Annotated in this window: 18 protein-coding genes and 1 pseudogene; 13 read left to right on the plus strand and 6 right to left on the minus strand. The window is 69.9% G+C overall.

Translation table 11 applies throughout. The features are described from left to right. The first annotated feature begins 21 nt into the window (after positions 1-21). The 7 genes and pseudogenes from C229_RS34245 to C229_RS0113900 all read left to right on the plus strand — a co-directional run bounded on the left by C229_RS34245 (position 22) and on the right by C229_RS0113900 (position 9,560). Positions 22-918, plus strand: coding sequence for a hypothetical protein (locus tag C229_RS34245; RefSeq protein ID WP_155884825.1), 897 nt, complete (start codon positions 22-24; stop codon positions 916-918). Further along, the gene (locus C229_RS0113880) at positions 915-2,177 is read left to right on the plus strand and encodes a hypothetical protein (RefSeq protein WP_026313779.1); all 1,263 of its coding nucleotides are present in this window, start codon (positions 915-917) and stop codon (positions 2,175-2,177) included. The genes C229_RS34245 and C229_RS0113880 overlap by 4 nt, the downstream gene beginning before the upstream one ends. A gap of 21 nt (positions 2,178-2,198) precedes the next feature. Then, positions 2,199-2,288, plus strand: a pseudogene (locus C229_RS34965) (IS5/IS1182 family transposase); the annotation flags it as partial. A gap of 64 nt (positions 2,289-2,352) precedes the next feature. Next, positions 2,353-2,652, plus strand: coding sequence for a hypothetical protein (locus C229_RS34970; protein WP_018655678.1), 300 nt, complete (start codon positions 2,353-2,355; stop codon positions 2,650-2,652). 508 nt (positions 2,653-3,160) lie between these two features. After that, positions 3,161-8,191, plus strand: a complete 5,031-nt coding sequence (mobF, locus tag C229_RS32865; RefSeq protein ID WP_155884827.1) for a MobF family relaxase — start codon at positions 3,161-3,163, stop codon at positions 8,189-8,191. Between the two features lie 369 nt (positions 8,192-8,560). Then, positions 8,561-8,971: a helix-turn-helix domain-containing protein gene (locus tag C229_RS0113895; protein WP_018655679.1), complete on the plus strand. Its 411-nt coding sequence runs from the start codon at positions 8,561-8,563 to the stop codon at positions 8,969-8,971. Positions 8,972-9,344: 373 nt separating this feature from the next. Continuing rightward, entirely contained in the window at positions 9,345-9,560 is a 216-nt protein-coding gene (locus tag C229_RS0113900; RefSeq protein ID WP_018655680.1) for a hypothetical protein, read from the plus strand. Positions 9,561-9,619: 59 nt separating this feature from the next. Here the strand turns inward: C229_RS0113900 and C229_RS0113905 are convergent, their stop codons facing one another. Next, entirely contained in the window at positions 9,620-9,805 is a 186-nt protein-coding gene (locus tag C229_RS0113905) for a DUF397 domain-containing protein (protein ID WP_018655681.1), read from the minus strand. Further along, the gene (locus C229_RS32870) at positions 9,796-10,593 is read right to left on the minus strand and encodes a helix-turn-helix domain-containing protein (protein WP_155884828.1); all 798 of its coding nucleotides are present in this window, start codon (positions 10,591-10,593) and stop codon (positions 9,796-9,798) included. Before C229_RS32870 ends, C229_RS0113905 begins: the two co-directional genes overlap by 10 nt. A 164-nt stretch (positions 10,594-10,757) precedes the next feature. Here C229_RS32870 and C229_RS30510 point away from each other — a divergent pair, with 164 nt between their 5' ends. From C229_RS30510 to C229_RS0113930, 4 genes are read left to right on the plus strand one after another with little or no spacing between them, the layout of a single operon-like run. After that, positions 10,758-11,171 (plus strand): ATP-binding protein, encoded by a 414-nt coding sequence (locus C229_RS30510; RefSeq protein ID WP_155884829.1) that lies wholly within the window; start codon positions 10,758-10,760, stop codon positions 11,169-11,171. Further along, entirely contained in the window at positions 11,168-11,539 is a 372-nt protein-coding gene (locus C229_RS0113920) for a hypothetical protein (protein WP_033424348.1), read from the plus strand. The genes C229_RS30510 and C229_RS0113920 overlap by 4 nt, the downstream gene beginning before the upstream one ends. A gap of 32 nt (positions 11,540-11,571) precedes the next feature. Continuing rightward, positions 11,572-11,739, plus strand: a complete 168-nt coding sequence (locus C229_RS0113925; RefSeq protein ID WP_081639901.1) for a MerR family transcriptional regulator — start codon at positions 11,572-11,574, stop codon at positions 11,737-11,739. Continuing rightward, positions 11,736-12,053 carry a hypothetical protein gene (locus C229_RS0113930; RefSeq protein ID WP_018655686.1) on the plus strand — a complete coding sequence of 106 codons (318 nt, stop codon included), beginning with the start codon at positions 11,736-11,738 and terminating at the stop codon, positions 12,051-12,053. The genes C229_RS0113925 and C229_RS0113930 overlap by 4 nt, the downstream gene beginning before the upstream one ends. Before the next feature lie 981 nt (positions 12,054-13,034). On the opposite strand, the gene C229_RS0113940 is transcribed toward C229_RS0113930, so the two are convergent. The 3 genes from C229_RS0113940 to C229_RS0113950 are packed head-to-tail and all read right to left on the minus strand — an operon-like array spanning position 13,035 to position 15,826. Further along, a complete protein-coding gene (locus C229_RS0113940; protein WP_018655688.1) occupies positions 13,035-13,835 on the minus strand; it encodes an LOG family protein in 801 nt (266 codons plus the stop codon). A gap of 51 nt (positions 13,836-13,886) precedes the next feature. Beyond that, positions 13,887-14,942, minus strand: a complete 1,056-nt coding sequence (gene dapE, locus C229_RS0113945) for a succinyl-diaminopimelate desuccinylase (RefSeq protein WP_026313781.1) — start codon at positions 14,940-14,942, stop codon at positions 13,887-13,889. 53 nt (positions 14,943-14,995) lie between these two features. Continuing rightward, entirely contained in the window at positions 14,996-15,826 is an 831-nt protein-coding gene (locus tag C229_RS0113950; RefSeq protein ID WP_018655690.1) for a 2,3,4,5-tetrahydropyridine-2,6-dicarboxylate N-succinyltransferase, read from the minus strand. A 42-nt stretch (positions 15,827-15,868) separates the two neighbouring features. On the opposite strand from C229_RS0113950, the gene C229_RS0113955 reads away from it, so the two are divergent. Further along, on the plus strand, positions 15,869-16,735 hold the full coding sequence (locus tag C229_RS0113955) for a hypothetical protein (RefSeq protein ID WP_026313782.1): 867 nt from the start codon (positions 15,869-15,871) through the stop codon (positions 16,733-16,735). Position 16,736: 1 nt separating this feature from the next. Here the strand turns inward: C229_RS0113955 and C229_RS0113960 are convergent, their stop codons facing one another. After that, positions 16,737-17,351: a class I SAM-dependent methyltransferase gene (locus C229_RS0113960; protein ID WP_018655692.1), complete on the minus strand. Its 615-nt coding sequence runs from the start codon at positions 17,349-17,351 to the stop codon at positions 16,737-16,739. 93 nt (positions 17,352-17,444) lie between these two features. Between C229_RS0113960 and C229_RS0113965 the strand changes: the two genes are divergently transcribed. Further along, a complete protein-coding gene (locus tag C229_RS0113965; protein ID WP_018655693.1) occupies positions 17,445-18,806 on the plus strand; it encodes an MBL fold metallo-hydrolase in 1,362 nt (453 codons plus the stop codon). The last annotated feature ends 52 nt before the right edge of the window (positions 18,807-18,858 follow it).

Raw genomic sequence — 18,858 nt, forward strand, 5'->3', positions numbered from 1 at the left:
CACGCCTGCACACCCGCGCAGGTGACGGTGCCAGCGCCTACACCCCTCCTGATCGACCTGATCGCAGCCATCAACGGACGCACCTGCCTCACGGTCGAGGGCACGGCCATCGACCTGTCGGACCTCGTTCACCCGGACGCTCAGCAAACGACCAGTTCACGGCTGCGGACGAACCTTCTCGTCGATGGCCTCCGCGCCCTGGCCCGCGCCGGCCTATGGGAACACGCCCTCACCACCGCCGAACGACTCGGCGGCATCGACGACCACCTCACCGAAGGCCGCCAACTCGCCGCCCTCGCGCACGCCTTCGGCGACCGCCACACCGAGGCGACCGACCTCATCAACACCAGCGTCCTCACCCAGCCGTGGGACGAAACGGTCGCAGCCTGCTTGTCCGTTCTATGCGCGAATATCGCCGGACGGCCAGCCCACCGACCCGCACGCACGATGACCAACTGCTTCCTCACGATTCCTCAAGAACTGAATCTCGTCACCACAGCAACCAAGCTCGGGCTTACGGTCCTAGACCTCACCGTCGACACCGCCCTCGACACCACCGAAATCGTGCGCCGACTCGTTCAAGACGCGACGGCTCCCGGCGGCGGGCACGCCGCCCACGAACGCCTCCGACACGCTGTCTCAACGCAGCTGACACCAGCTCAACACGATCAACTCACACAGGCGTCGCACCACACGATGCTCAACCAAGGCGACCTTGATCGCCAGCGCGCTCGACTCCACACCGCCGTCACGACGAGCACCTCGATCCTCGCCCAGCTCTCCCAGAGGCATCTTCGCCGAGGAGCGCCTGCGGGACCTACAGAGGGGACGGTCACCCCATCATTGGAGTCAGTGCTGAGTAACTCGGTGTGTCCTGTCGGCCCCGGGTGTCGCCACCTAGATCGGAGACCGTCGTGAAGAATCGCGTGTTGTGGCGAGTCGTCGACAAAGACAGTGGTGCCGAGGCTGTCGTCAGTACGGCTGCCGAGGCGGTCGCGTTCATCAATAGCCGGTTCGACACCGATGAGGACGACGAGCCGTTCGGCTTCACCGAGGTCGGTTCCTTCGTCCCGAAGCCGCTCGGCGTCATCACCGCGTGGGCGGCCGAACAGGACGACGGGCGGACCGATGGGCGAACTGCACCGATCACGATCAGGCCGGTAATGACTGACGGCGCCATCGACACGTGCGATGACGTCGTGCTCTGGGGCGACGTGCAAGTCACGTGGGACCACGACGTGTACGCCGTCAACGGGCCGGACGACTTCGAGTACAACGTCGCGGGCAGCGCAGCCGAGCTCAACGAGATCCTCGACGAGTACGCCACCGACTACGAATACGTCGAACCTGAAAGGTCCGACAGCCACGCGCGACCGAACCAGCGAGAGTTGATCCGGTACGGCGCCCAGGAGTGCGCCAGCCGGTTCGGACACCTTGACGACGACGCTCTGCTGTGGCTCGCCGCCACCCGGATCACGCTCGGCCTGTGGCGCAACACGCCTGTCGAGAACTGGCATGCCGGTAGGAGCCCGCTGCACGACGGCATGATGATGCGGACCAACGCGGCGACCACCCGGCTCGTACGCTCGATGCTGTCGTTCGACCATGTCGACTGGGTCGCTGTCGGACTCGCGATCGTCAACCCGTCTCGGGTTCTGCCGACTGGACAATCCGTGCTCGAACTCGGGTTGGCCTGCCACAACCCTGACGACCCGGCACACGAGGATGATCCGCGCGACGACCTTGCGGAAATGGCACAGGACGCGATCGATTGGGGCCGTGCGTACCGCCTCCACGAGCGGGAGTTCGGCCTGCGGACCCTGATCGAATCCATCTGCGCGTTCGACAACGGCTGGTTCGGCGCACCTAGCTGGGAGCGCACCGTCGATCGGTTCGTTGCCGCAGTCGACGACCGCGAGCACGGACACTGGCGCGTGCACCGGGACAGGCCTGGGTTCGACGAGTGGTTCACCAGCCGTCCTGCCGACATCGCGGACCACGCCGAACTGCGTCGGCTCCTGCTCGCAGGGCCGGACCTGCTGTCCGAAGCAGCTACCGAATGGTGCGTGGCAGGTGGCATCGGCTATGTCTGTCGGGACGACCATGCGAACGGCTGCGAGTTGTGCGGTGTCCCGCCAGCGAAAGAGCCGTCGCTTAGACCGTGTCTTGATCGGTGATGTCTCGTTGAGCCAGCCGGGGTGAGCTTTGAGGAACGGCTGGTACCGGACGAGTTGTGGGAGATGTTCCAGCGGGTGGCTCCACCCGCGCCGACGCGGCCGCAGGGTGGGAACGGCGGCGTGGACTCGCGGCATCGCCTTGCGGCCCGGCCTGCTCGGTGATCGCCGCCGACGCGTGGTCGTTGGCCAGCGCTCGGACCTGCGGGATCGACAGTCCGCACATCTCGGCGATCTCGGCGTTGGTGTACTCCAGTGCGCGAAGCGCCTGCACCGCCCGCGCTCGCACCGTGTCGAGTTCCTGCGTCCTGGTCTCGGCGTCAGCGATGACGCGCTCTGCCCGGCGTCGGGCGTCGTCGCGGATGTCCTCTGCCGCGCTGGCGGCCTCGAAGTGATCGGCCAGCGCCTGCTCGGTCGCCTTCTCGCGGGCCAGGCGCGCGGCGACCCGTGCCGCCTGCGCCTCCCGCGCCTGCCGTAGTGCCGCTGCCCTGCTTCTGGTTGTTCGTGGCGCCAAGCCACTCCCTCCTGTAGATGAATACCTTTTAAGTTATACTCACGTATATGAGGATTGTCAAGGCATCGCCCGCCCAGGGCCGCCGTACCGTGCAGCGCTCACGCGCACGCTCGTCCTCACGCGCCTCCACGCGCTTCGTCTCGTCTCGCACCTCGTCGCGTGCCTTGACGTTCGTCCGCTCTCGCCCCGCACCTGCCGTTCCGGCAGGCCTCCTTCCGGCAGGCTTCAAGCCGACAAGACACCTCTTGCACCTCCAGCACGCCCGCGCCGCAGCCGCCACCGAGAAGGCAGGCGAGCGCGTCGCCTCAGCCGCCGCGAAGCCGGACCTGGGCGCCGGTTCCCGACCTGGCGGACCGGTCTTCGAGCGTGGGTCCAAGGTCGGTCGGGCGTCGCGCGAACGCTGTTCGGCGGCGGGTCGTAGCGGTACTCGTGTCGCGTTGAGCGACGCGGTGAAGGCCGGGTGGTCGCGTTGATGACCGTTCATAAGCTGACGGCCGGTGACGGTTACACCTACCTGACGCGGCAGGTCGCGGGCGGTGACGTGCCGATGGAGCGGGGGCAGTCGGCCGCCGAGTACTACACCGCCAAGGGGAACCCGCCCGGCCGGTGGATGGGCCGGGGAGCCGAGCTGCTCGGACTCGATGGCGCGGTGAGCGAGGAGCAGATGAAGGCGCTGTACGGCGACGGGATGCAGCCCGAGGCCGCCCGGCTCATCGAGGAGTACCTCGCCGAGCACGTCGAGGCCGGGATGACCGGCCGGCAGCTCAAGGCGGTTCAGGCGGCGGCGCTTCGCAGCGCCACGCTCGGCACGCGTTTCCCCGACTATCAGGCGCTGCCCGCGTTCACCAAGCGCGTCCAGGCGCGGTTGAAGGACATCGAGCGCCAGACCGGACGGCGTCCGACGACGATCGACCGCAAGCAGGTCCAGGCCGAGGAGTCCCGTCGTGCGCGTGCGGCGGTCGCGGGGTTCGACGTGGTGTTCGCGCCGGTGAAGTCGGCGGCGCTGCTGTGGGCTTTGGACCCGCGCGCGCAGGTGCGGCACGCGGTCCGCGCGGCGCATGAAGCGGCCCGCGACGCCGCGTTCGCGATGCTCCAGGAACACGCCGCGTTCACCCGGACGGGCAAGGGCGGCGTCTCCCAGATCGCCACGCACGGCCTGATCGCGGCGGTGTTCGACCACTACGACAGCCGGGGCGGAGACCCGAATCTGCATACCCATGTGGCGATCTCGTCCAAGGTCCAGGGCGTCGACGGCAAATGGCGCAGCCTGGACGCACGCGCCCTGTACCGGATCACGGTGGCGGCCAGCGAGTTCTACAACACCCGGTTCGAGACCGAGCTCCAGCAGCGGCTCCCCGTCGGTTTCACCGAGCGCGCCGACACCCGCGACGAGCGCGAGCCGATCCGGGAGATCGCCGGCGTCCCCCTGGCGTGGATCGAGTTCTTCAGCAGCCGACGCACCGAGATCGAAGCCCGCTACGAGCAGTTGCTGCGCCAGTTCCGCCGCGAGCACGGCCATGACCCCAACCGGGCGATCTGCCACCAGCTCGCCCGTCAGGCCAACCTGGACACCCGCGAAGCCAAGAAGACCGCACGCTCCCTGGAGGAGATGCGCACCGACTGGACCGACGCGTTCCTCGACCGGTTCGGCGCCCGCGCACTCACCGACCTGGCCGACGTCGTCGACGACGCCAAGCTCGCCACGCTCACGATCCCCACCCAAGCCGCCGAAGCAGAGCCCGGTAAGGGCCGGGATGAGGCCGAGCTCCGTGGCCTCGCCGAGCAGGTCGTGCGGAACGTGGCGGCGATGCGTTCCACGTGGACGGTGTGGAATCTGCGCGCCGAGGCCGAACGGCTCGCCCGCCAGAAACTCATCGCGGGCTCCGCCGCGCGGCACGATGAGGTCGTCGCCGCGATCGTGAAGCACGCACTCGGCCCGGACCTGGCCGTGCGGGTCGACCAGCCCTCGCCTGTGCGCGAGCCCGCGATGTTGCGGCGGGCCGACGGCACCTCGGTGTTCGTCCAGCATGCCTCAGCCCGCTTCACCAGCCGCATCATCCTGGACGCCGAAGACCGCCTCCTGGCCGCCGCCCGCACCCCCACCACCGTCGGCCTGGCCGGTCCGCAGGTCGCCGCCGCGCTGGACGGCGTCGACGCCCGGCTCGCGGAGAAGGGGATGAAGCTGGACGCCGGGCAGCGCCGGCTCGTCACCACCTTCGCCGCCGACGATCGCCTGCTGGTCGTCGGCCTCGGCCCCGCAGGCGCCGGAAAGACGACCGCGATGCGCGCCTACGCCCACGTCGCCGCCCAAGCCGGGCAGCGCATCGTGCCCTTGGCGACCTCCGCCGCCGCAGCCCAGATCCTCGGCGACGAACTCGGCGTGCGGGCCGACAACCTGCACAAGTTCCTCACCGAGTACACCACCGGCCGCTACGCCCGCGAACTCAACGCCGGACAGCGCGTTCCCGTCTTCGCCCGCATGTTCGCCCTCAACCCCGGCAACGTCGTCCTGGTCGACGAAGCCGGGATGGCGGGCACGCTGCTACTCGATCGGCTCGTGCAGATCGCCGCCCGCCGCGGCGCCGTCGTCCGGCTGCTGGGCGACCACCGCCAGCTCGGCGCCGTCGAATCCGGCGGCGCGCTCCGCCTCATCTCCCACGAGGCAGGCGCCGCCGAGCTCACCACCCTCTACCGTTTCACCAACCCGGCCGAAGCCGACGCCACCCTCAAGATCCGCGTCGGTGACTCCTCCGGCCTGGACTTCTACCTCACCGAGCGCCGCGTCCAGACGGGCTCCAAGCAGGCGATGATCGAGTCGGCGTACGCGGCGTGGAAGACCGACATGCTCGCCGGAAAAACCACCCTCATGGCCGCCGCCACCGGCCACAACGTCACCGAACTGTCCGCCCAGGCCCGCCGCGACCGCGTCGAAGCCGGACAGGTCCACGCCGACGGCGTCGCATTGCACGACGGCAACCACGCCGGTGCCGGCGACTGGATCGTCACCCGCCACAACGAACGACGCCTTTCCACCGCCGGCGGCCGGGACTGGGTCAAGAACGGCGACGGCTGGACCGTGCAGCGCCGCCACACCGACGGCTCACTCACCGTCCGCCACCTCAACCACCACAGCACGGTCACCCTGCCCGCCGCCTACGTCGCCGCCAACGTCGAGTTGCTCTACGCCACCACGACCAATCGGGCCCAGGGCTCCACCGTCGACACCGCGCACCCGCTCATCACCCCGGAGATGAGCCGGGAGAACTTCTACGTCGTCACCACGCGAGCGCGCGAGCGCACCACCCTGTACGTCACCACCCACCAACTCCTGGCATTCGACCCCGACGACCGCCTCGACCGAGCCCGCTTCGACGCCCGCCAATACGCCGCCCGCGAAGTCCTGGAGAACATCCTGGCCCGCGAAGGCAACGAGATCTCCGCAACCGAAACCTTGCGCCAAGCCGCCGACGAGGCGGGCTCCCTCGCCACCCTCGTCCCCCGCCACCACCACGGCAGCTCGCTCATCGCCGCCGAGCACTACATGCGCCTCGTCCACGAGACGCTGCCCCGGCCACTCGCTGGCGCGCTGTCCGGATGCGAGGGTTGGCCGCAAGCTGTCGCCGCTCTAGCCACGGCCGAAGCCGACGGCTGGCCCGCCGAGCACCTCCTGAACACCGTGGCGCGCGACGGCGGCCTCCTCACCGCCGACACCCCCGGCCGGCTGCTGGCCTGGCGCATCAACCACTACACCACCGACCGGACTCCACCGGCGCCTCTTGCTCGGCCGAGCCTTGCCGACACCACCCGCTACGCCGCATTGCTGTCCGCCGTCCCGGGCGCCGAGGGTCTCGACCCCGCCGCCGCGACGCACGCACCGGCACTCCTTCGTCCCAGCGACGGGCCCGAAGCAGCGCACGTCACCTCCGACGACCTCGCTTCCTACGCCCACGCAGCCGCCCGAGCACTTCACCTGCCGCTCAGTGCCGTCACCACCCACCGCGCGTGGCCTCACCTGGCGGCCGTCCTGGCCGCCGCCGACCGCAGCGGCCGAGACCTTCCCGGTCTTCTCGGTCCCCTCGCGGCAGAACTCGCCCTCACCCATCCCGCCACCGCACCGGAGGTCCGCGTCACCGAACTCTCCCGGCAAACCCGGCGCCTGCTGAACGCCGACCCCGCAACCGGCCCGGCTGTCATCCCCCACCAGCTCAAGCACACCGCCACCGCCACGGCCGCGCTCGGCCACCACACCGCCGAACGACTTCGCGCCGAACCGGCCTGGGCCGCACTGGACGCAGCCCTTCGCCGAACCGAACGTGACGGACACGACCCCGTCGCCACGCTCAAACTCGTCGCCCGAGCCCGCGACTGCACCACCGCCGTCAGCCCCGCGCAGGCGCTGGCGTCGCGCCTCAACCGCTACACCAGCACGCTGCCGCCCCAACCTGCGCCAGCGTCCGCGACCGACTGGCGGACACTGGCCTGGACTCTCAAGGCTTTGGAGGGGAACGGCGTCGACCTCGCCGCGCTCCTGAACGACGCCGCGCCACAGACCATGGACGACGTCCTGCGCACCGCCCACGACGCCGGCGTGCAACAACGCACCGCCCGCCACGATGCCGATCGCGCTCTACCGTGGCTCGCCGCCGACGACGATCAACGCACAACCCACCCTGACCTCAAGCCCTACCTCGACGACCTCGACACCGCCATCCGCGACCGCGTCCACTCCCTGACGGCATCCACGATCGACGCCCAGCCGAGGTGGTCGACCGCGCTGGGCACCGCGCCCGAAGACCCGGCGGGGCATGCCGAGTGGGAACGCCACGTCGGAATCGTCGCCGCCTACCGCGACCAGGCCAAGGTCCTCACCGACGACGCTCGTCAGATCCTCGGCCCCTACGCCGAACCCGGACGCCACGACCACAGCGCCTACTGGCACGCCGTCGACTCCATCCTCATCGCCCGCCACCTGTCCGGCCTCACACCCGAGACGCCCCAGACCAGCGATGAGCGCGCACGTGCACAAGTCGCCGCCAACCTCTACCTCGCGCTACCCGCCGACGAACGCGCCACCATCCACAACACCGTCGCCCAACGACGCGGCGCCCTATGGTTCGGCGCACGCACCGGCCTGGACGACACCTCCGTCACCCACCCCGCCAACACCCTCGATCTTCAACACGTGCTCACCGAACGCGGCCACCTCGACACACCCGAAAAGAAACACATCCGGCAAGCCGTCCAGCCGACCGCCAAGCAACCGGTCGAAGTCCAGACCGTCGAACCCCGGACAGCCACCGTCGAATCCCGGAGAGCCGCTGGGCGGACTACGCGGATGGAGACCGCCCGCCTCAACAACCTGCGCACCAACAACCGACAAGCACGCCAGCCATCACAGCACGTCCCAACCCAACGCACTCACACCCAGCAACCCCAGACCACGCCGACCGTGCAGCCGCAACCACAGCCACAGCAGCCGCAGCAACGCCGGCTCGGACTCTGACCCGGCCGACCGCACGCACGACAGGCTCCAAGGCCCGCTCACCCGCTCACCGGCACAGCCGTCTGCAAAGCCCGCACCGTCGCCGCCCGCAACCAGATCGACGCCATCCACGGCCCCTACCCCAGCATCGACTGCGCCCGAAGCGAGCCCGGCTCCGACCACCACACCGGCCTTACGATGCGCAGCTCCGCGCCAACCGTCTGGCTCGGGGACACCCGCCCGACCGCGCCCACCCGTCGAACCGCGCGGTGATACTCGCCGGGCAGGGGTCGACAGCACGAATCCGGCGTATACTGGCGTGAAGAAAACTTGGAGTCGTGCACTCCACGCGAACGTCGGCGAGGTTCGCGGCAGGGAGGCTGGAGATCCGTGAGCGACGACGCGTCATCGCCGGGGCTGTTCGCCGAGCGGCTGGAGTACCTGTTCCAGACCCGCAACCCCGAAGGCGAGAAGAAGCTGACCTACCAAAGGGTCGCCGACGCCATCAACCAAGCGGCCGGCGAACAGGTGATCTCTCAGGCGTACGTCCACCAACTGCGCAGAGGGGTGAAGACCAACCCCACCTACAAGCACATCCAGGCTCTGGCCAGGTACTTCGGCGTTCCCGAGCAGTTCTTCTTCGACGCGCCCGACACCACCGAGACCGACGCCGTCCGCGCCCTGGCCATCAAGGCCGACGGCCTCTCCGACGACACCCTCCGCGCCATCACCACCATGATCGAACAAGCCCGCTCCCTCGAAGGGCTACCGGCCCACCCCACCGAACCCCGGAACGTGTGACTCCGCGCGCGAACCGACACCGCCGACACGCCCGACGATCCGTCCCTGCGACAACGCCGTCCGGCGACCTGGTCAACACTCGGATAGCAGGCCGGTGAGTACGTGGCGCCCGCTCTCATGACGGGATGTGAGCGAGGGCGCCCAGGACGTTGACGGGTCTCCGACACACCGAGCCGCCTGTGGCTGGAACTGGTGTCACGGGCGCACCGCGAGCTGTGGCTGTTCGCCAACGCCTCGCTGTTCCTGCCGGAGGAGAACCCTCAGTCGATCGAGCTGATTCGCCGCAAGGCCGAGCAGGGCGTGCGCGTCCGCATCCTGATGGGCGACCCCGACAGCCCGGAAATGGAGCTGCGCGGCGTCGAGGAGCGCGGCCGTGGCGATGCTGATCGCCGGCCTTCACGCCGCGACCCCGCTGGTCGGCGCCGACCTCGCCGTCATCATCACCGTGGCTCTCGCGGCCCTGGCACCGCTGGCCGTCGCACTGACCCCCAACCGGGAAGACGTTCCGACCCTGCGCGCGAACCTCGCGGACGCCGTCGAGCGCGAGGAGCGACGCCACCTGGTTGACCCGCCCTACGAAGAGTCGTAGCGAACAGCAGAACGCCCCTCGTCCTGGCCGTGAGCCGGGACGAGGGGCGTTTTCTGCGTTCAGAGGGTCTTGACGACTCCGGCGAAGCGGCGGAAGTCCCCACGGCCGACGAGGAGCTTCGGGCCGCTCGGGTCCTTGCTGTCGCGGACGGCGACCGTGGCGGGGACGTTGGCGACCTCGACGCACTGCGCTTCGTTGCCGCCGCTGCGGGACGACTTGCGCCAGGTCACGCCGTTCAGCTCCATACGTGCATCCTCGTTTCGCTGATGAGGTTCTGCGAATCCTCGATGTTGAGGGCCTGCGCCTGGAGTGTAGCGAAGGTCTCCAGAAGGGGGCCGATGACTTCCGGGGACAGCGAGGTCTCGCCGGTGTCCTGGTTGTCGAGGAACGCCGCCGTGTTGAGGTCGCGCGTCACCAGCGAGAACGATCCGGTCACGCTGAGGCTGCCGTAGTTCCGCCAGGGCATGATCTGGAGGCACACGTTCGGCCACTTCGCCGCCTCGTGCAGGAATTCGAGCTGCTCGCGCATGATGTACGGCGATCCGCCCATGCGGTGCAGCACGCTTTCGTCCATGATCGTGAAGATCTTCGGCGGGTTCGGGTTCTCGAACACACGCTTCTGCCGCGCCATCCTCCGCTCTACGGCTGCGGGGGTGGGAAGCAGCGAGCGGGCGTAGTCCTCGGTCTGGAGCAGGCCGTAAACCCACAGGGTGTCCAGGGCGCGGAGAGCGTCGCCTTCGCCCTCCAGTTCGGAGAACTCGGCGTAGGGGCGGACGTCGCCGCTGAGATCGACCCACCTTTCCCACGCGCTGATGATCTCTCCGCCCGCGCCGAGCACCTTGTCCAGCTTCTCGGCGACGTCCCGCGAGCACTTGGCCGTGCCTTTGATGATCTGCCCCATGTGTCCACCTGAGATGGGGATGCGGGCGGCGAGTTGTTCGCGCGTCATCCCCCGCTGTGTCCGGAACTTGTTCACTCCCGCGCCGAACCGCGCCCACGCAGGCACAAGTCGCTTACGCGCCAAAACGATCACGCCCCTCCCGGGCTGAGGTGGAACTGAGCTACCACTGAGACCAACTCACCCGACTTTTCACGTCGAGTGTTGACGTCACCACGGTAAGCCCATCCGTGCCTCAATGGGAGCGAATCCACAGGCGAACGCGACGGAGCGCGATCGAACACGAGAAGGGCCGCACGATGATCACTACCGGTATCACCGAGCACAAACCGCCGAACGCAGCAGTCGGGGCGGGAACGGCATGGGTGAGCGAGGCACGCAACCTCGCCGGTCAGTGGGCGGACGCCGAGGGGTTCCCCGCCGAGGTGATCGAGGACGTGCGGCTAGTTGCGTCTGAGCTGGTCGCGAATGCCGTCGAGCACGCAGCCGGCTCCGAAGGTGTGCTCCTGCGGCTCTACCGCTGTGACGTCGGCGCGACGGTCGAGGTGTGGGACGCGCTCGGCGCCAAACGGCCGAAGGTCATGGTGCCCGACCTCCTCAACGAGTCCGGACGCGGCATGGCGATCGTGGAAGCGCTCTCGTACAAGTGGGACGTCAACCCCCTGGCTAACGGCGGAAAAGCCGTTTGGGCCGTCATCGAAGGAGGAGAATGAGAACGGTCGGTGCAGCGATCGAAATGAAGATCGTCCAGTATCTGCGCTCCCGTGGGTGGAGCGTCGTAGCCGCAAAGGATAAGCCGGGTCGTCGTGGTGTCACGGGGAGGATCGTGCCGCATCCCCACGCCGAGTTGTTGCAGGTGCTCGACAGGCTCTTCCCGGAGTTCCGGTTCGGTGTCGTCGGCGGTGCGGGTCGCGCTGCTCGCTGGACGGCGGTGAGTCGGCACAACTCGCTCCCGGTTCCGACGAGTTCGGGCGACCTCGCCGAGCTGCTGTGCACGATCGGCGTGTGCACGACGGAGACTTCGAGTCTCAGCGTTGTCCGTCGGCGTCTGGCGACGATGAACGGTGAGGATGAGACGTGACCATGCGGCCTGGTTACCACATCAACTCTTCCATGAAGACGCGCGAGGTGGCCCGCCTGTTCGGCGTCACCCCCTACACCGTCATTCGGTGGATGCGACGCGGCCACCTGGCGGCGGGGACGACGCCGTCGGGGCACCTGCGGTTCGACCGCGCGGAGGTCATGCGGTTGTACCGGAGGAGCAATGGAGAAGAGGTATGACGGGCTTGAAGGCGCTGGTGACGTGGTTCGTCTGGGTGCGTCGCCGCGCGGCGGCCGCGTCCTACCTGAACAGCCTGGCGCGGGAGATGGTTGCGCGCGGCTGGTCTTGTTCCCTCGCCCCGTCCGCCGTGCCGACGTTGTGGATCACGCCCTCAACGCCGGGTGACAAGTCCATCGGCTACGGCGTCACCGCCGTCGTGATCGACGATCAGGCCGTCGTGTTCAGCCGGGACATGGAAGAGCTGTGTTCCTGCGGCGAACCCTCCAAGGTCGCGGACACGCTGTCCGAACGGCTCGGCGCCGCGCACCTCTAGACCGGGCACAGGCGTACCTCCCCCCGTGCGTCCGTGCCCTCGAACGGCTCCCGCCCCACGTTCCGGAGGGGAGAGCGCGGGGCGGGAGCCTTCCACGGGTCACCAGAAAGGAAGCAACCGCCTTGACCGTCAAAGCCGAAGACGAATCGGCCCTACAGAACCTGATGGCTGAGCTCCGCAAGATCGGCCTCCTCGCCGTACGCTCCGGTCCCGGCGTGGACGTCACGCTTCGCAGTTCCGAAGACCAGCGGATCATCGGCGGCGCCTACGTGGTCATCTCCAAGGGCGACGTGTACTCCTGGTGGCGCGGCAACGAGAACCACCACGCCACCAACGACCCCGCCGGAGCCGCGCAGGCGATCCACCGCTACATCCTTGACCACCTGCACCCCACCCCCTGCCCCCCTGAAAAGGAACCCCGGTGCCCTCCGAAGGCGCCGGGGTTCTTCGTGGTTCGAGATGATCCCGGTGCGCATCAGGATGGCGTTGACCTACTACAGCCCTCTTGTGGGAGTGCCGAAGCGAGGCGGCGCGGCACCTGCGCACGCAATTCCCCGCCGCGACCCCGTGTTGGGGCAAGGCCACCCAGCAGTGGTGGGCGCGAGTGCGGTTTCCCAACGGCACCGACACGCTGGTGTGCGCCGACCACCCCGACGGGCTGGCCACCGCCATCATGGCGGCCCGGACGAGGGCATCTCAGTCATAACGAGACGACACCACGACCTCTATGCGGCACGCATGGAGTCGCATCTGCGGCCGGCAGGAGAAGGCTGATGGGCCGCCTTCAGTTTGCGTTGGCGCCCATCCTGGACGGGAAGAGGTCACGGTCCAGAAGGAGACGGTGCAGAACCTCGGCTTCTCGTCGACTTGGCAATGTATCCCTCCATCATCCAGCACCACGCTCCACACTTGCGCGGCCGAGGGCGCTCACTAGCGCGTCGACTATCACGGATAGAATCGGGAAGCACACAATTCGTAAAGTCAGGTGCCCACAGTGTCGGCCGTGGACTCCACCGCCGCTTCCTCCAGTTCGCGCAGTCCTTCTCGTTCGTGGGCCTTGACGATGTACTGAAGGGCGTCGGCGGGGTCGTCGGTGAGGTGGATCAACTCCAGGTCATGATCGGAGATAGTGCCTCTGACCTGCATCGTCTTCTTCATCCAGTCGAGCAGGCCGCTCCAGTAGTCGATTCCCATCAGCACGATCGGGAAACGAGTGATCTTGCGGGTCTGTACGAGGGTGATAGCCTCGAAAAGCTCGTCGAGAGTCCCGAAGCCACCGGGCAGCACAACGAAGGCCTGTGAATACTTCACGAAGACCGTCTTGCGGACGAAGAAGTAGCGGAACTCCAGGCCGATGTCGACGTACTTGTTCATGCCCTGTTCGAAGGGGAGTTCGATGCCGAGGCCGACGGAGAGGCCGCCGGACTCGTGGGCTCCCTTGTTGGCGGCCTCCATGATGCCGGGGCCGCCGCCGGTGATGACGGCGTAGCCGGCGTCGTGGAGGCGGGCGCCGATGTCGACGCCGAGGGCGTACTCCTCGCTGTCCGGGCTGGTGCGGGCGCTACCGAAGACGCTCACCGCGCGGGGCAGTTCGGCGAGCAGGCCGAAACCCTCCACGAACTCGGCCTGGATGCGCAGGACGCGCCACGGGTCGGCGTGGACCCAGTCGCCGGGGCCGCGGTGGTCGAGGAGGCGCTGGTCCGTCGTGGTCTGCGGGACGGCGCGTCCGCGCAGGGTCGCCGGACCCTGACGCCGCGTGCGGGAGTCGTTCTCAGAAGCCATGCCCCACACCGTAGCCCGCCCGGACCTGGCCGGACGGTGAACTTCCGATGGTCAGCGGAGCCAGGTGAGGATGCGGTGTTCGCAGTCGGTGATGAGGGGGGTTTCGACGTATTCGCCGGCGGTGTGGGCGAGGGTGGGCTCGCCGGGGCCGTAGTTGACGGCGGGGACGCCCAGGTCCGCGAAGCGGGCGACGTCGGTCCAGCCGAGCTTGGCGCGGACCTCCGCTCCGGCCTCGCGGACGAACGCCGCCGCGGCCGGGTGGTCGAGGCCGGGACGGGCGGCGGACGCGGCGTCCACGACGGTGACGGCATGGCCGGGGAAAAGGTCGCGGACGTGCTGTTCGGCCTCGGCGAGCGACTTGTCCGGCGCGAACCGGTAGTTCACGGTGACGACGCACTCGTCCGGGATGACGTTCCCGGCGACCCCGCCGCGGACGAACACCGCGTTCAGCCCCTCGTGGTACTCAAGCCCGTCCACGACGGGCTTCGCGGGCTCGTAGCGGCGCAGCACGTCGAGCACCTCGCCCGCCGCGTGGATCGCGTTGACGCCCATCCACGCCCGCGCGCTGTGCGCCCGCTCGCCGGGGACCGTGATCTCGGCGCGCAGCGTGCCCTGGCAGCCGCCCTCGATGAGCCCGCCGGTCGGCTCCAGCAGGACGGCGAAGTCGCCCGCGAGCAGGTCGGGACGGGTCGCGGCGAGCCGCCGCAGCCCGTTGCGCTCGGCGTCGACCTCTTCGCACTCGTAGAAGACGTACGTGACGTCGCGGTTCGGCTCGGGCAGCGCGGCGGCGACCTTGAGCTGGACGGCGACGCCCGCCTTCATGTCGGTGGTGCCGCACCCGTACAGGCGGTCGCCCTCGACCCGCGACGGCAGGTTCGCGTTCACCGGCACCGTGTCGAGGTGCCCGGCGAGGACGACGCGTTCGGCGCGCCCGAGCCGCGTCCGCGCGACGACGGTGTCGCCGTCGCGCACGACGTCCAGGTGCCCGAGCCGCCGCAGCGCGTCCTCGACGAGGTCGGCCAGCCGCTTCTCGTCGCCGCTCACCGACTCCACGTCGACGATGGCCGCCGTCAGGTCCGTCACGTCCGCGGTGAGGTCAAGGCTCATGGCAGCAGGTTAAGCCCGGTGGCGGCGCCGCGCGGCCACCGGGCGCGGGCGCGTCAGGTGTTGATGCCGTGGTCGCGGAGGATGTCGTTCAGCTCGGCCTTGTTGTGGCGCTGGCCCTCTTCGAGGCGCTTGAGGATCAGCACGGCCGGAAGGCCGAAGGAGCCGCCCTTGAACTCCTTGAGGCGGGTGCCGCCGACGGCGACGCACCAGTCGGGGACGCGGCCCCGGCTGACCTCCTCGCCGGTCTCGACGTCGATGACGGGCATCGAGGCCGACAGGTTCGTGCCGGAGCCGATGACGGCGCCCTTGCCGACGCGGGCGCCCTCGACGATCATCGAGCGGCTCCCGATCATGGCCTCGTCCTCGACGATGACGGGCTTGGCGTTCGGGGGCTCCAGCACGCCGCCGATGCCGACACCGCCCGACAGGTGCACGTTCTTGCCGATCTGAGCGCAGGAGCCCACGGTGGCCCAGGTGTCCACCATCGTGCCGGAATCGACGTAGGCGCCGATGTTGGTGAACGACGGCATCAGCACGACGCCGGGCGCCAGGTAGGCGCCCCAGCGGGCGATGGCGCCGGGGACGACGCGGACGCCGTCCAGCCGGGTCTTCAGCGGGATGCGGTCGTGGTACTGGAAGTCGCCCACCTGGGCGCGCACCATGCCCAGCACCTTGAAGCTCAGCAGGATGGCGCGCTTGGCGCGCTCGTCGACGACGACGTCGTCGCCGGAGACGTGCGCGACCCGGGCCTCCCCGGCGTCGATCTGGTCGACGGCGGCGACGATCGCGGCGCGGGCCTCGGCGTCGTCGGGGGTCAGCTCGGCGCGCCGCTCCCACAGCTCGTCGATGCCGGTGGAGATCGGGCTGGTGAACGTTTCGGTCATGGCCCTGAGCTTAGTGCTCGCGCATGCCGGTACGGTCTTCGCGTGGGTGCTACGACGGGGCCGGACGGGGCTTCGGTGCGGGCGCGCCGGCGGTGGGCCGTGGTCGCGCTCGTCGTCGTGCTCGGACTCGGTGTCGGCGGGTACGTGCTGTACGAGCAGGTTCGTCCGTATCTGCACGGGACGGGCTGCGAGGTGACGACGTCGGAGGGCAAGAAGCCGCTCGATCTGGAGCAGGGCGCGAACTCCGCGACGATCGCGGGCGTGGCGTTCCGCAAGCAGCTCCCCGAGCGCGCGGTCGTGATCGCGTACGCGACGGCGATCCAGGAGTCGCACCTGCACAACCTGGAGGGCGGCGACCGCGACTCGGTCGGCATGTTCCAGCAGCGTCCCTCGCAGGGCTGGGGCACGCCGGAGAAGCTGCGCGACCCGGTGACGTCGACGAGCAAGTTCTTTGACGCGCTGGTCAAAGTAAAGGGTTACCTCGACCGCGACCTGCACGACGCCGCGCAGCGCGTCCAGCGCAGCGCCGACGGCGACGCCTACGCCCGGCACGAGCCGGACGGCCGCCTGCTGGCGCGAGCGTTCACCGGACGCGAGCCGGCGACGGTCCGCTGCTGGTATCCGCCGGACGACGACGCCGCGCCGCGCCGCGCCGAGGCGGTCCGCGAGCTGCGCCGGGCGTTCGGCAGCCGTCTCCAGGTGGTCGTCCCGGCTCCGGCCGGGCAGGACGCGGTGCGGGTCACGTCGCGCCGGTCGGGCTGGGCGGTGGCGCACTGGGCGGTCACGCACGCCCGCGCGTTCGGGCTGACCGACGTCCGCCACGACGGCCGCCGCTGGACGGCGCGCAACGGCCACGACGGCTGGCAGCGCGACGAGGACGCCCCCGGCGACCGCGTGGTGCTGCGCTAGGTCACCCGGGCCGGACGGCGCGGACCAGCGTGTCGAACGCGGTGTGCTCGATCTCACCCCGCACGACGACGCGGGTGACGCGATCGGCCCGGACGACCTCCAGCCCGTTGAGGGCGGCGGCGACGCCGGTGGCGGTGTAGAGGACGGACGGGTCCCGCGGGCCGCCGACGCCCTCGTTGAGGTTGGTGAGGTCGTGCCCGACGACGAGCAGCGTGCCGCCGGGGGCGACGGCCTCGGCCGCGCGGTACAGGACGTCGCGCAGGTCTTCGGCGCGCAGGTGCAGGTAGGCGACGAGGACGAGGTCGTAGCCGCGTGGCCGGGGCCGGTGGTCGCGGACGTCGGCGAGTATCCAGTCGATGTCGGCGCCGTGTTCGGCGGCGAGCCGCCGCGCCTTGCGCAGCCCCTCGACGGAGAAGTCGACGGCGGTGACGCGCCAGCCGCGCCCGGCGAGCCAGACGGCGTTGCGGCCCTCGCCGGTGGCCAGGTCGAGCGCGCGGCCGGGCGGCAGGTCGGCGGCCTCGCGCGCGACGAAGACGTTCGGCTCGGCCGTCCAGATCAGCTCGGCGGTGCCGTACCGCGCGTCCCAGCCGTCCCTGTCGCCCTGGTCACGGGCCATGCGGGGCTCCCCTCGTCGGGACCATCGTTCCCCGCTCCGGTCGGCCGGGCGTCATCGCGGTTCCAACAGCCGGTATAGGGAACGGGGAGGATCATGAGTGAGATCGTCGTGCTCGACACGCCCGCGCTGGGCGACCACGGCTACCTGGCGGGCGCGGGCGGCGTGGCGTTCGTCGTCGATCCGCAGCGCGACATCGACCGGGTGCTCGACGCGGCGGCCGAGCGCGGCTGGACGATCACCGACGTGTTCGAGACGCACGTCCACAACGACTACGTGTCGGGCGGGCTGGAGCTGGCGCGGGCGACGGGGGCGCGGTACCACGTCGCGGCCGGGGACGAGGTGGCGTTCGAGCGCAACCCGATCGAGCCGGGCGACGAGGTGGCGGTGGGGCCGCTGCGCGTCCGGGCGGTGGCGACGCCGGGCCACACGTTCACGCACCTGTCGTACGTGCTCACCGCGCCGGGCCGCGCCCCGGCGGTGTTCACCGGCGGGTCGCTGCTGCTCGGTTCGACGGGCCGTCCGGATCTGCTCGGCCCCGAGCACGGCGAGGAGCTGGCGCGGGCGCAGCACGCGTCGGCGCGGCGGCTGGCCGACGAGCTGCCCGACGCGACCGAGGTGTACCCGACGCACGGGTTCGGGTCGTTCTGCTCGGCGACGCCCACGGAGCGGACCGCGTCCACGATCGGCGCGGAGAAGAGGCGGAACCCCGTCCTGACCCAGGACGAGGAGGCGTACGTCACCGAGCTGCTCGGCGGCCTGGACGACTATCCCGCCTACTACGCCCGTCTCGGCGCGGTGAACGCCGCCGGTCCCGCGCCCGCCGACCTGTCACCGCCGGGCCGCGCCGACGCGGCCGAGCTGCGCCGCCGGCTGGAGGCGGGCGAGTGGCTGGTGGACCTGCGCGACCGGACGGCGTTCGCGGCGGGGCATCTGCGCGGGTCGCTGAACTTCGGCCTGGACGGCTCGTTCGCCGTCCACCTCGGCTGGCTGATCCCGTGGGGGACGCCGGTGACGCTGCTCGGCGCGACGGCCGCCGACGTCGCCGAAGCGCAGCGCGAGCTGGTGCGGATCGGCATCGACCGCCCGGCGGCGTCCGCGACGGGCTCGCCGCAGGCGTGGGCGGGCGACGCGAAGCCGGAGACGCTGCGCCTGGCGACGTTCGCGGAGCTGGCGGCCGTCCGGCATCACCGCCGCGTGACGGTGCTGGACGTCCGCCGCAGGAGCGAGTGGGACGATTCACACATCGCGGGCGCGCTGCACGTTCCGCTGCACGACCTGGCGGACCGCGTGGGCACGCTGCCGGACGGCGAGATCTGGGTGCACTGCGCGTCGGGCTACCGCGCGTCGATCGCGGCGTCACTGCTGGCGGCGGCGGGCCTCCCGGCCGTCACGATCGACGACGACTACGCGACGGCCGTCGAACTGGGACTGACCGAGAACGCCTGTCACATATGAACAACTATGTTCATTCAACCTTCCGGCCGGGCGGCCCGGTTGTTAGCGTCGC

The sequence above is a fragment of the Actinomadura flavalba DSM 45200 genome, from assembly GCF_000374305.1.
GTDB lineage: Bacteria > Actinomycetota > Actinomycetes > Streptosporangiales > Streptosporangiaceae > Spirillospora > Spirillospora flavalba.